This is a genomic window from Gillisia marina (assembly GCF_000258765.1).
Lineage (GTDB): Bacteria > Bacteroidota > Bacteroidia > Flavobacteriales > Flavobacteriaceae > Gillisia > Gillisia marina.
This window is the reverse complement of the sequence record NZ_AJLT01000013.1, coordinates 52,722-66,210: the sequence shown is the minus strand read 5'-3', so window position 1 is coordinate 66,210 and position 13,489 is coordinate 52,722. Positions and strand designations below refer to the sequence as shown.

The 13,489-nt window shown below is 34.5% G+C and carries 11 protein-coding genes and 2 pseudogenes; 4 read left to right on the top strand and 9 right to left on the bottom strand.

The window, feature by feature from the left end:
• Positions 1-296 precede the first annotated feature (296 nt).
• The 3 genes and pseudogenes from ON07_RS15865 to ON07_RS04165 all read left to right on the top strand — a co-directional run.
• Positions 297-539: pseudogene (locus tag ON07_RS15865) on the top strand (response regulator); the annotation flags it as partial.
• A 105-nt stretch (positions 540-644) separates the two neighbouring features.
• Positions 645-1,709 carry a chorismate synthase gene (gene aroC, locus ON07_RS04170; protein WP_010228432.1) on the top strand — a complete coding sequence of 355 codons (1,065 nt, stop codon included), beginning with the start codon at positions 645-647 and terminating at the stop codon, positions 1,707-1,709.
• A 16-nt stretch (positions 1,710-1,725) separates the two neighbouring features.
• The gene (locus ON07_RS04165) at positions 1,726-3,048 is read left to right on the top strand and encodes a dicarboxylate/amino acid:cation symporter (protein ID WP_010228430.1); all 1,323 of its coding nucleotides are present in this window, start codon (positions 1,726-1,728) and stop codon (positions 3,046-3,048) included.
• A gap of 245 nt (positions 3,049-3,293) precedes the next feature.
• Here ON07_RS04165 and ON07_RS04160 read toward each other — a convergent pair whose 3' ends face one another.
• Together ON07_RS04160 and ON07_RS14495 are read right to left on the bottom strand one after the other, a co-directional pair.
• Positions 3,294-3,713, bottom strand: coding sequence for a thiol-disulfide oxidoreductase DCC family protein (locus ON07_RS04160; RefSeq protein WP_029331468.1), 420 nt, complete (start codon positions 3,711-3,713; stop codon positions 3,294-3,296).
• A gap of 14 nt (positions 3,714-3,727) precedes the next feature.
• A pseudogene (locus ON07_RS14495) lies at positions 3,728-5,906 on the bottom strand (endonuclease MutS2); the annotation flags it as partial.
• Between the two features lie 47 nt (positions 5,907-5,953).
• On the opposite strand from ON07_RS14495, the gene ON07_RS04150 reads away from it, so the two are divergent.
• On the top strand, positions 5,954-6,622 hold the full coding sequence (locus ON07_RS04150; RefSeq protein WP_010228425.1) for a uracil-DNA glycosylase: 669 nt from the start codon (positions 5,954-5,956) through the stop codon (positions 6,620-6,622).
• Position 6,623: 1 nt separating this feature from the next.
• Here the strand turns inward: ON07_RS04150 and ON07_RS04145 are convergent, their stop codons facing one another.
• The 7 genes from ON07_RS04145 to ON07_RS04115 all read right to left on the bottom strand — a co-directional run bounded on the left by ON07_RS04145 (position 6,624) and on the right by ON07_RS04115 (position 13,373).
• Positions 6,624-7,220: a hypothetical protein gene (locus ON07_RS04145; RefSeq protein WP_010228423.1), complete on the bottom strand. Its 597-nt coding sequence runs from the start codon at positions 7,218-7,220 to the stop codon at positions 6,624-6,626.
• 34 nt (positions 7,221-7,254) lie between these two features.
• Complete coding sequence (locus tag ON07_RS04140) at positions 7,255-8,106, bottom strand: substrate-binding domain-containing protein (RefSeq protein ID WP_010228421.1); 852 nt, start codon at positions 8,104-8,106, stop codon at positions 7,255-7,257.
• 2 nt (positions 8,107-8,108) lie between these two features.
• Positions 8,109-10,154, bottom strand: a complete 2,046-nt coding sequence (gene ppk1, locus ON07_RS04135; RefSeq protein ID WP_010228419.1) for a polyphosphate kinase 1 — start codon at positions 10,152-10,154, stop codon at positions 8,109-8,111.
• A 73-nt stretch (positions 10,155-10,227) separates the two neighbouring features.
• Positions 10,228-11,100: a nucleoside phosphorylase gene (locus ON07_RS04130; RefSeq protein WP_010228418.1), complete on the bottom strand. Its 873-nt coding sequence runs from the start codon at positions 11,098-11,100 to the stop codon at positions 10,228-10,230.
• 1 nt (position 11,101) lies between these two features.
• A complete protein-coding gene (locus ON07_RS04125) occupies positions 11,102-12,031 on the bottom strand; it encodes a DUF1835 domain-containing protein (protein ID WP_010228416.1) in 930 nt (309 codons plus the stop codon).
• A gap of 34 nt (positions 12,032-12,065) precedes the next feature.
• The gene (locus ON07_RS04120) at positions 12,066-12,419 is read right to left on the bottom strand and encodes a translation initiation factor (protein ID WP_010228415.1); all 354 of its coding nucleotides are present in this window, start codon (positions 12,417-12,419) and stop codon (positions 12,066-12,068) included.
• A 3-nt stretch (positions 12,420-12,422) separates the two neighbouring features.
• Positions 12,423-13,373 (bottom strand): isopenicillin N synthase family dioxygenase, encoded by a 951-nt coding sequence (locus ON07_RS04115; protein ID WP_010228414.1) that lies wholly within the window; start codon positions 13,371-13,373, stop codon positions 12,423-12,425.
• Positions 13,374-13,489: the final 116 nt, after the last annotated feature.

Sequence of the window (13,489 nt, the reverse complement as noted above, 5' to 3'; positions counted from 1 at the left end):
TTCGAATTACTTTGTAATTTCTAAAAACTTTTAGTAGTAGTTTTCAAAACTCACTAACCATAATTTTTTGATTTTTAACTTAATAAATAGTTCGAAGACTTTTTGATGTTGAATGAAAATAATGATTCCAATTTCTTCTCTATATTGGATGGCACTCTAAGTTGAAACTGGAAATAATGAAAAAAACTAAAATTTTAGTGGTTGATGATGATGCAATTACAAGGGCGCTGCTAAAAGAGGTTTTAGAATTAAAGGGGTATGAAGTTATTATATAGGAAAAACCCAATGAAACTGAAAAAATCATCTTGAATAATAATATAGATTTGTTAATATTAGATAAAATGAACTCTGAAATTGATGGCACAGAGGTTTGTCTGAGGGTTAGAAATAATGAACAAACTTCTAAAGTAAAGATCATGATGTTAACGGCGCTTCATAATGCAGAATCTAAATGCTTGGAGGCTGGAGCTGACGCATTTATGACGAAGCCTTTTGATATGAATTTACTATATAAAAACATTGATGCCATATTAAACTGATACTTCATTCATTCTACTTCCACAATTTTAGTATCCCTAAATTTTAATATGTCTTTAGATTTTTAAATCTGTAGTTAAAAAATTACATTTGTTAAAAATCAATTCATGGCAGGGAATTCCTTCGGAAAACTATTTAAACTTACCACTTTTGGAGAATCTCATGGTCTTGCTATTGGTGGAATTATAGATGGATGCCCCGCTGGAATTGAATTAGATTTGGATAAAATTCAGGAAGATTTGGATAAAAGGAAACCTGGACAGTCTGCAATCGTTACCCAGCGTAAAGAAGCGGATACTGTAGTTTTTCTTTCCGGAATTTTTGAAGGCGTTACTACTGGTACGCCCATTGGTTTTACTATTGAAAATGCAAACCAGAAATCAAAGGATTATTCTCATATAAAAGACACATTTAGGCCTTCTCATGCAGATTACACCTATTCAGAAAAATATGGAGTACGAGATTATAGAGGGGGAGGGCGGTCTTCAGCAAGAGAAACAGCATGCAGAGTTGTAGGCGGTGCTATTGCGAAACAAGTTATTAAGGATATTGAAATAGTAGCCTTCACTGCTTCCGTAGGGGAACTTAGACTAGAAAAAGAAGCTTCTCAACTAGATTTTAGTTTAATTGAATCTAATCCTGTGCGTTGCCCTGATCCTGTGACAGCAACCAAAATGGAAAATTATATCCGTGAGATCCGTTCTCAAGGAGATACTGTAGGAGGCACCGTGAAATGTATTATAAAAAATGTTCCAAAAGGGTTAGGAGAACCGGTTTTCGATAAGTTGCACGCCAAATTAGGTCAGGCAATGCTTTCTATTAATGCTGTAAAAGGTTTTGAAATAGGTAGTGGTTTTGAAGGCACGAAACAAAAAGGGAGCGAGCATAACGATCTTTTTAATCAAGATGGTTCAACAAAAACAAATTTAAGCGGAGGAATTCAAGGTGGGATTTCTAACGGAATGGATGTCTACTTTAACGTAGCTTTTAAACCTGTTGCAACAATTATGCAAAAACAGGAAACCTTAAATTCTGAAGGAGACTTAGTAGAAATGCAAGGAAAAGGTAGACATGATCCTTGTGTAGTTCCTAGAGCTATTCCAATTATAGAAGCAATGGCAGCCTTAGTATTGGCAGATTTTTGGCTTCAGAATAAAACATCAAAAATATAATTAAAGCAAGAATACAATGAAAAAATTAGCACTGCACTGGCAAATTTTATTAGGAATGTTCCTAGGGGTACTTTTCGCATTGGTACTAACCAACTTCAGTTGGGGGCCGGAATTTGTTGGGGATTGGATAAAACCTTTCGGAAACATTTTCATTAATGCCTTAAAGCTCATTGCAGTTCCGTTAATTCTTGCTTCATTGATAAAAGGAATTTCAGATCTTAAAGATATCTCTAAGCTCTCTCAAATGGGAACTAGAACGATTGTAACCTATATAATTACAACGGTAGTTGCTGTTTCCATAGGTCTTGGACTAGTAAATCTTATACAACCCGGAAGTGCGATAAGTGAAGAAACTAGGACAGATCTTATTACCAGTTATGAAACTGATGCTTCTGTTAGAATTGCAGATGCGCAAAGACAAAAAGAAGCGGGACCATTACAAGCGCTAGAAGATATAGTCCCTAGTAATATTTTTGGTGCTGCGAGCGATAATGGAAATATGCTACAAGTTATTTTCTTTGCCATATTCTTCGGAATCGGATTAATCCTAATTCCTGAAGCCGTGGGAAAACCTGTAAAGGACTTTTTCGATGGCTTTAATGAAGTCATTTTAAAAATGATTGATCTTATAATGCTCGCAGCTCCTTATGGGGTGTTTGCATTATTAGCGGCTTTAGTGGTAGAATCACCAAGCACAGATTTATTTGCAGCTTTAGCTATGTACGCTTTAACCGTATTAATTGGATTAGCATTAATGATAGGTTTCTATATTCTTATCGTATGGATATTCACTAAAAACAAGCCAGGATTCTTCTTAAACGGAATTGCACCGGCACAGTTATTAGCTTTTTCAACAAGTTCTAGTGCTGCTACTTTGCCTGTTACTATGGAACGAGTAGAAGAACACCTTGGAGTGCATAAGGAAGTAGCGAGTTTTGTATTACCAATTGGAGCTACTATAAATATGGATGGTACAAGTTTGTATCAAGCGGTAGCTGCGGTATTTATTGCACAAGCCTTTGGAATAGATCTTACGGTAGGAGCGCAATTAGGAATTATTGTAACGGCTACCTTGGCATCTATAGGATCTGCTGCGGTTCCAGGTGCCGGAATGGTGATGTTGGTAATAGTACTTGCTCAGGCAGGGATTCCTGAAGCTGGTTTAGCATTGATTTTTGCTATAGATAGACCTTTAGATATGTGTAGAACTACTGTTAATGTTACAGGAGATGCAGCTGTATCTATGATGGTTGCAAAATCTGTAGATAAATTAGGACCTCCAAATGTAAAAGATTGGGACGATAATTATGCACCGGTAAAGGAGAAGGAAATGGCTTAGAAACAGGAGCCTTTTAAAAATTATATTTTATTCTAAAGAGATCAGATTTTAAAAAATCTGATCTCTTTTTTTAATCTAAAAATTTAAGGTGTATTTTTCTTAATATCGTCACCCAGTCCCGAAAGCTTTTGGGATTAATTTAAGGTCTTGATTTGTTATTAGTTTATAGTGTTTTGGGATTCTGAAAAAAGTTCAGAATGACGTAGTATTTCAATTTTTAGACTTTAAATAGACGAACTCTTTTTTTAATCTAAAAATTTCGCCTTTAACTCCGGTGTAGGAATCATACAAGAATCTTTTTTTCCAAACCACCTATAGCGATTAGAAGCCACCAGATTATAAACTCCATCCCTAATAAAATTTGGAAGGTACAGGAAATGCCTCATTAAAGAATAACCTCCGGAAAGCTCTTTGGCTATTTTTAAGGCAGCAGTAGATTTTTCGTAATACACAACTCCAGGTTCTATCAAAATAATAGAATCCAGCACCTCGGGCTCGATACCTCTTTCTAAGACCATTTTTCTGCCTAGATCACTTTGTAAGGATGCAAACCGAAAAACATCCTTTTTATCATGTTCAATAACAAAATTGATAGCATTATTACAAAGATTACAAACACCATCAAAAAGAATGATTTTTTTATTTTTTGGTAAAACTGTCTCCATCTTATTTTTTTGTTTTTTGCAGGTTGCACCAATTCTAATTGTGCCAAATCTACATTTGTGGTGAACATGCCATAATTTACGATGGCTTTTCCTTTTTCAATTTTATCTATAGATCCAACAGCGCGACCATCTTCCATGCGCACTCTGTCTCCAATTTTTAAAGATACTTTCGGTTTATTCGCTTCTTTTTTCTGCTGAATCGCCTCTATTTTCTTTTCCTCCTTTTTGCGCTCTCTAATAACTTCAACTTTCTTTTCAGCTTCTTGTAATACCTTCTTTTCTTTAATTTTTTTTGACTTTGATTTCTTTTGAAGTTGCCTTTTTTCGTTTAGAATTTTCTATTTCAACAATCTTTAAAAACTCCCCAATAAGATCTTTCTTCTTTTTATTGTTGAAATATTTCTCGCTAAGATCATTAATCTTTTGCCCAAGATAAATCAAGCGCTGATTGCTATCATACAATTCTTGATAGCTTTCTAATTTCTGCTGAATCTTAGTATTAGTTTCTTCCAGTTTATCTTTTTGTTGAGAAGCCTTCAACTCTTTACTTTTTAAAGAATCTGTGGTTTTTTGAAGCTTGCTGCGCTCTCGTTGAAGATCTGCAATACTTTTATCGAATCGAATCTTCCCACGTTCCACTTTCTTTTTAGATCGGTTTATCAAGCTGTATGGAATTCCGTTTTTCTGAGCAACTTCGAAAGTGAAAGAACTTCCTGCTTCTCCAAGATGTAATTTAAAAAGAGGCTCCAAAGTTCCGGAATCGAACATCATATTGGCATTGCTCATATATGGCAATTCATTAGCCAGCATCTTTAAATTGGTATAATGCGTAGTTAAGATTCCAAAAGACTCTCGCTCATAAAATACTTCCAAAAAGGTTTCAGCTAAAGCACCACCCAATTCAGGATCACTTCCTGTTCCGAATTCATCGATAAGAAATAAGGTTTTATCATCACATTTCTTCAGAAAATAATTCATATTCTTTAAGCGATAACTATAAGTACTTAAATGATTTTCTATAGACTGGTTGTCCCCAATATCAGTCAGGATTTTATTGAATAGGCAAACCCGACTATACTCATGAACGGGAATTAAAATTCCGCTTTGCAGCATGATCTGAAGCAAGCCAACTGTTTTAAGCGTAATACTCTTTCCACCGGCATTTGGCCCGGAAATAACAATAATGCGTTTTTCCTTAGAGAGCTGAATGTTCTGAGGATAGGTCTTTTCGCCGGATTTTAAATTATTCCTGTAAAGCAGTGGGTGATAGGCATCTTTTATAAAAAGCTCCCGTTCCTTAGTGATCTTAGGTAATAAGCCATTTATTAAACGTGCGTATTTCGCTTTAGCCGCAATCACATCTATCTCGCTTAAAAGTTCCTGATACTCTTTTAATAATTCAATATAAGGGACCAAGAAAACGGTGAGCTCTTTTAAAATTCTATCTATTTCTTCCTTTTCTTCATACTCCAGATTATTTAATTCTCTGGTATGATTTAAAGTGGCTTCCGGCTGAATGTAAACGATACTCCCGGTTTTGGAATTACCTAAAATTCCACCTTTCACCTTTTTGCGATACATGGCCGAAACAGCTAACACCCGAATGTTATCTACTACACTTTCTTTTATTTCATCTAAATAGCCATAGCCACTATATTTTGAAAGTGCATTGGTAAAACTGGAATTTATCTGTCCTTTTACCAAATTCATCGCTCGGCGCGTGTTTAGCAATAGGGGAGAGGCATTATCTTTAACATCGCCAAATCTATCTATCACTTCATCTATCCTCTCGATTAGTGCTTTGGTGTATTCTACTTCTTCTGTAGTTTTATATAAACTTGGATAAAGCTCTTTAAACTTATTAAAAAATCGTAACTGATCGTTAACAGTTTTTGAGAGACTGGAAATCTTCCTAAAACCACTAATTTCTAAAACCGAATTTTCTATAGCTAAGAGTTTAATCTCTTTATGAACAGCATCAAAACCATGATTAGGGATTTTACTATCCTGCATATAAGAACTGACATATTCGTTGGTCTGATTAAGACCAAAAATAGTGTCGTTGTAAGAAGTATATGGAACAATTTCTAAAGCCTTTTCTATTCCCATTTGAGTGGTACACAACTCACTTATTTGTTTTCTAACACTAGGAAACTCTAGATCCTGAAGGCTTTTCGATGCAATTTTTATCATAGTAATTTTTCCCTAATTTTGGGTTTTACAAATTTACTTAAATTATAATGAAGCTTACTATCCATAACACTTGGAAAAAGATACTAAATGATGAATTTAATAAATCCTACTTTCAAGATTTAAAAAATTTTATTTCTGAAGAGTATGAAGCGAATACCTGTTACCCAAAACAGGATCATATTTTTGAAGCATTTAATAAAGCAACTTTCGATAAAGTTAAAGTGGTAATTATAGGGCAGGATCCCTATCATGGAGTTGGGCAGGCTAACGGATTATGTTTTTCAGTAAATAATGGAATTACCAATCCGCCCTCTTTAAAGAATATTTTTAAAGAGATAGATTCCGATCTTGAAGAAGTCCATGATAAAGAAAATGGGGATCTTGAAAAATGGGCTAATCAAGGAGTGCTATTATTAAATGCGGTATTAACTGTTAGAGCTGGCGAAGCAGGTTCTCATCAAAATAAAGGCTGGGAAAAATTTACAGATACTGTGATAAAAACACTTTCAGAAGAAAAAGATAATCTGGTATTTTTACTTTGGGGAGGCTATGCAAAAAAGAAAGGAAGAAAAATAGACACTGCTAAACATTTGGTTTTAACTAGCGGCCATCCTTCTCCCTTAAGTGCAAATAGAGGTTTTTGGTTTGGAAATAAACATTTTAGCCAAACCAATAATTATTTATTAAATAAAGGAAAAACTCCTATTAACTGGTAGTTTAGAATCTAAACCCAAGATTCACATTAAATTGTCCAACAACAACGGGAGAGTCATCACTGAATAAATTTCTTCCAATTCCGGTGCTTAGATCTAAGAAAAATCCTTGTTTAGATACAAATTTCCCACCTAAACCAAAGCCAAGAGCAAAATCTGTGTAATCTTTTTCTTCGGTATTATAGAAGAATTGACCATTTACAAATGTTTCTTCTGTACTTCTAAATTTCCCCGCGGAAATCATGGCAAGTCCATTCACATAAAAGCCCCACGCGCTGCGGTCTCCAAAGAAATGCTTATACTTTCCTGTTAATGAAAAATCTTTATTAAAAGCATCTCCAATATCTTCATTTTTTCTATCGAGCGCCAATACAAATGCTTCAACTGCCCAACTGGAATTTGGTGTCATAATGCGTTCGTAGGCAATATCCAAAGCACCAAAGGCTACTAAATTTAACGTTCCAATACTTAGTTCGTTTTTTGTAATATCCCTTTTATAAACCTCTTCTGATGAAGTTGTTTCTGTTTTGGTAGGATTTTCTTGGGAAAAGCTCAAAAATGAAGCAAGTAGGAACAGGGGGAAAAGTAATTGTTTTTTCATAAAGTCTTTTGGAATAAAAATGATTCTTAAAAGACTACAAATTATAAATTAATTTGGAAGCAGCGAGTTTTTCTGGAATTAAATTCAAGCTTAATAAATGGGTTTGAATATTTTCAATTTCTTCTGAAGTCAATTGAGATTCACTCCAAGATGTAATTTCTAACCACTCTTTAATATCTTCAAGTTTTTGATCGTATCGTTTAGCCAGCAATTCTTCGATTTCCGGAATCTCTTTAAAGCTGATCGTTTTGGTATTTATAACTTTCAGCATTTCCCGAACTGCATCTCGCTGATTTTCTAAAACATCTTCTCGAACCGCGATAACAAAACATGGCCAAGGAGTAGGACAGTCTCCAACTCTTCTAAAAACTCCTTTATCTACCAAAGGTTTTGTGGTAAAACGTTCCCACATGAAATATTGAGCAGTATCTTCGGAAAGGGCTTTTACGGCACCATCTATATCTCCAACAATTTCAAAATCTAAAGATTTAGTGTCCCATTGATGTTTTTCAGCATTTATATAAGCCATTAAATGAGATCCAGATCCCATTCTGGAAATGGCCGCTTTTGTATTTTTTAAATCTTCAACAGATTTATAAAATGAATTAGCAGCAACGTGAATTCCCCATATTAAAGGCGAATGCACATAGGTTTGAACTATTCTTGAAGGATTTCCCGCAATGATATCTTTAATGATGCCTTCTGTTAAAATAATGGCAACATCTATTTCCTTATTTCTTAACGCGGCATTCATAGCTCCAGTTCCACCGGGGAAACTAACCCACTCGATATGAAGATGGTCGTATTCAAAATCTCCTTCCTCTATGGCAAGATGCCATGGTAGATTAAAATGTTCTGGAACGCCACCAACTCTAAGTGTTCTCATCTCTAGCTATGTTTTTCTTTTAAATACTCGTAAATCTCATATTGCGAACGGATAGCTTTATCATTCTCTCCTTTTTCAATATAGCTATTCGATTCTTCTTCATCCTGAATTCTAGCTTTTACATTGTCGCTCAACTGGATTTGTAAAATCTCTTTAAATTCCTGAGCAATATCTTTATCAAAAATAGGTGTTATCACCTCAATTCTTCTATCTAAATTTCTTCCCATCCAATCTGCACTTCCAAAGAAAATTTGCTCATCCCCTCCATTTTCAAATAGGTAGATTCTTCCATGTTCTAAAAATCTATCGATGATACTGGTGATATAAATATTTTCGCTCATTCCTTTAACTCCAGGAATAAGACTTGTAAATCCGCGGATTAACAATCTAATTTTCACTCCGGCATTGCTTGCCTTGTAAAGAAGTTCGATCATTTCTTTGTCTTCCAGACTATTCATCTTTGCGGTTATAGAAGCACTTTTTCCTTCTTTTGCAAATTTTATTTCATTCAGAATTAATTTAGTGAAATTTCTGCGGGTAGAAAATGGTGAAATAAGTAAATGTTTTTCTCTAGGAACTATCAGTTTTCCATCTAAAACTTTAAAAACCCGATCCAATTCTTTCGTAACTCTTTTATCTGCTGTAAAAATTGCATGATCACAGTAGATCTTGGAAGTTTTGCTATTAAAATTTCCGGTTCCTATGTACGCATATCTTTTTGATTTTCCATTTTCAAGTCGTTTCACCAACATAATCTTGGAGTGTACTTTTATTTTAGGATAGCTATAAATTACATTCGCTCCTTTTTCTTCAAACTTTCTTCCCCAAACAATGTTATTTGCTTCATCGAATCGAGCTTTAGCTTCTACAAAAATGGTCACTTTAATGCCATTTTCAATAGCCTTCAAAAGGCTTGAAGTAAGCGCCGATTCATCTGCAACCCTGTATAAGGAAATCTTGATTTTCTCTGTATTAGGGTCTGAAGCTGCCTGTTCTAAAAATTTCTCAACATAATCAAACGACATAAATGGAAAATGTAACGACTGATCTTTTTTAGCGATAGCTTCAAAATAATTCTCGGTACTTTCTAAGATCTTATGTTTTAACGGCGCAAGTGCTTCAAAATGTAGTTTTGGATTGTTTGATGGATCTGGAAATGAAAAGAAATCACTAAAATTATGATATTGTCCGCCAGGCATCATATCTATTTTACCAAGATGTAAAAGTTTACGTAATTTTTTTTGAATTTCCTTCGGCATCTCAGCATCATACAATAAACGAGTTGGTTGACCGTCGGTTCTTTGAGCTAAGGATTGATAGATTTTTTCGGCTAAAATCCCATCGAATTCATCATCAATATATAATTCGGCATCTCTGGACATTTTAATTTCAAAAATCCCGGAAACAGTTTCTTTAGGGAACAACTGGGGAAGGATATTTCTAATGATATCATCCAGAAAAGTGATCGTATTGTTGTTGAACTGAACAAATCTTCCACAGTCTTTCGTGGGTATATTTACAATTCCCAACTTGTTTTCATCTTCAAAAGTAACCGCAAAATAAAGCACATTGTTTGTGAGGAAAAGATCCGACTCTTTGGAAAGGTCTATGATCTCCGGCTTTACAAATTCGGCTACACTATTTTTATAATAATCTCTGGCAGCACTATTTTGATCTTTATCAAAGTCTTTTGCTTCGATAAGGAAGACTCCATTTTCCGCAAGTTCTGGAATAATCTGATCATGAAATATCTCTCCAAACCTATGTTGTTGGAGTTTTACTTCTTCGAGAATTTCCTTGGTAAATTTATTAGGGCGCAGCGCAAGTTTTTTGCGAATGCTTTTTTCCACTTTCTTAATCTGCCTTAACTGGGAAACCCGAACTCTAAAGTATTCATCTAAATTAGAAGAAAAAATAGCTAAAAATTTAAGCCGTTCGTAAAGTGGATTTATTTTATCATCTGCCTCTTGTAATACTCGTTCATTAAAACTTAACCAATTAAGGTCACGGTGTCTTAAACGGGATTCTTTAGTAGTAGATGCTAGCATAGGGGATCATTATTTTTAACAAAAATACAAAGACTCCTATGCTCTCAACTTTAATGTTCTGTTAAATAACGTACTAAATAGCAGCTATTCTATCCAGTGCATTCACAATTAGTTTCTCTACTGTTTCTGTTGGATTTTTACTGAATTCCCCTGTTGCTCTATTGGCAACAATTGCGTTTAGGGATAAAGCGCGATGACCAAGAAGTTTGGATAATCCGTAGATTCCGGCGGTTTCCATCTCTAAATTAGTAATTTTCTTTCCTGAATGGTTGAAACTAGCCATATTGTCATTTAAACTAGGATTGCTTAGCGGCAACCTAAGAACTCTTCCCTGTGGCCCATAAAAACCGCAATTAGTAACAGTTGTTCCTTTAAAATAATTGGAATCATTAAAATGTGAAAGTAACTCTGAAGATGCATTTACTACATACGGAGATCCATGATCCTTAGAAAATTGTAAGTGATTTTTTAATGCTTCAGAAAAAACCTTATCCTGAATAGATTCACTTTTATAAAAATGCAACAACGAGTCGAAACCAACAGCGGTTTCAGAAGCTAGAAAAGAATCTATCGGAATATCAGATTGAATACTTCCGGAAGTTCCAATTCTAATAATATCTAAAGAGGTAAGCTTTTCTTTGACCTTTCGGGTTTCAAAATCTATGTTCACCAATGCATCTAGTTCGTTGAAAACGATATCTATATTATCGGTTCCAATTCCGGTAGAGATTACACTAATCCGTTTTCCTTTAAATGTTCCGGTTTGAGTATGAAATTCTCTTTTATGTACGGTATGCTCTATGTTATCGAAATGTTTCGTAACATGGCTAACCCTGTCTGGATCGCCTACCGTAATAACCGTGGTTGCAAGTTGTTTTGGTGATAAATTTAAGTGATATACGCTGCCATCTTCATTTAAGATAAACTCTGAAGGTTTTAAAGTCATTCTATAATTTTAAAATATTGTGTGATTCGGAGTCATATAAAAAATCATACATTTTAACTCCGCCAAATGAATCGTTGTTTTTTAGTTCTTGATAAAAATTGCGAGAACCCGCATAGGCTTCTTCTCCTTTTTTAGTAAAAATAATTCTATCACTATTTAGGGTATAGAATTGTTTTAATTTATTCAATAAGCGTTGGATTTGTCGCTCTCCATATCCATAATAGCCTTGATATTGAATAGAATAACCGAGTAACTGATTTAAACTGGTGATGTTATGTTCCTTAATTAAACTAAGAATATTCGCTTCAATAGTATTTAAACCTGTTTTGGAATTTGGGAATCGTTCAATATGCGTTCTAACACAACTGGAAAGATATTCAAAATTAGATTTTTGCTTTATCAGCGCTTTTAATTTCAACGGATTTTCTTCATTATAATATTGCCAGATCAAGTTTGCCATTTCTAAATCATCTTGATCTAAATGAATTTTCTGATCGAAGTGGTTTTTTAAATGCTTCAGCGACAATTGTGATAAAGGCTGAAATTCTTTCTCTCCTTTCAGCTTTTTACTGCAGACCAGATATACCGGTAAATCAACCTTATTTTCTAATAACTGGCTGATGGCTGCCAACATATTAAGGTGAGAAAAAAGATCGAACTCAAACCAAAGTATAATTTCATCGACATCTTTTATCGAGTCTAATTTGCGTAGTTCTTTAATAAATTTATCTCCATAATCTTCAGGATTAATTTGATAACTACTTTTAAGGAATGCTTTACGAATTTTAATGAACTCAGGAGTCCCAAGTTCGTACGTGGTAGGTCCTTCACAAAGCATTTCTCGCCAAATTATAATATCTCCCTGAATTCCGAGATCCAAAATATTTTGTGCAAGGATATTCCCATTTGCAATATGTAATTGTCTAGGCATACATAGAAGCTAAAAAATCGTTAGTATTAATTAATCATCCGCCAACTCGTTTTACGCGATACCCATCTTGTTTTAAAAACTCCATGACCTTATTTCTAACATCTCCTTGAATTATGATCTCGCCATCCTTTACAGATCCACCAACGCCACATTTCTTTTTCAAAGTTTTTCCAAGAGCATTAAGATCTTCCTCTTTTCCTTCAAAACCTTTAATAACCGTAACAATTTTGCCGCCACGTCCTTTGTTGCTGAAATGTGCTTCTAAATGCTGGTCTTTTGGTTCCGGAGTTTCAATATCATCTGAGTTGTCGGAATTTAATTCAAAATCGTTATCTGTAGAAAATACAAATCCGCCCAGATCCTCAAGACCTAACTTTTTCTTAGACATAACTTATTCTTTAATCAAACCTATTTCCACAAGACGCTGATGTAGAAATTCTCCTGCCGTGATATCTTCATGCTGCTTAGGATTGTTTTCATCTATACATTCTTCTAAACAATTTAAAGGCATTTCGCTTCTAGGGTGCATGAAAAAAGGAATAGAATATCTAGGCTTGCTCCATTGTTCTTTAGGCGGATTTATCACTTTGTGTATGGTAGATCGCAATTTATTATTGGTAAGTCTCTCTAACATATCACCTACATTTATTACCAATTCATCTTCTTCAGGGATTGCATCTATCCATTCTCCATCTTTTCTTAATACTTGAAGGCCTCCGGTAGAAGCTCCCATTAAAAGTGTGATTAAATTGATATCTCCATGAGCTCCGGCACGTTCTGCCCCTTTTGGCTCTTCTGTGATAGGAGGATAGTGGATAGGTCTTAAGATGCTATTTCCATTACTTGCCCAATGGTCAAAATAATGCTCATCTAAGCCAATATAAAGTGCTAAAGCACGTAATACATAAATTCCGGTTTTTTCCAGCATTCTATATGCTTCCATTCCGGTATGATTAAAATCTTTTAGTTCCTCAACAATTACATTTGGAGGATATTCTTCTATTAAATTGGCATCGGCTGTTGGTTCCTGTCCAAAATGCCAGAACTCCTTTAGATCTCCCTCTTTTTTGCCTTTTGCGTGTTCTTTCCCAAAAGAAATATAACCTCGTTGGCCTCCTAAGCCTTCAATCTCATAACTTCTTTTTGTCTCTTCTGGAAGGTCAAAAAATGATTTTACTTCTTTATATAACTCGTCTACTAACTCATCACTCAAAAAATGATTTTTTAGGGATACGAATCCAATCTCTTCATAGGCTTTACCTATTTCATCTACAAATTTTTGCTTACGCTTTGGATCTCCCGAAAGGAAATCTGCTAAATCTACACTTGGTATATTATTCATTGCCATTTTACGGTGTCTTTATCATAGTTTACAAACAAAGTTAAATAAAATTAACGGAGTATATATTTTTCTTTTCAATTATAAGGAACTCATAAAATTAATTACTTTTGAGTAAC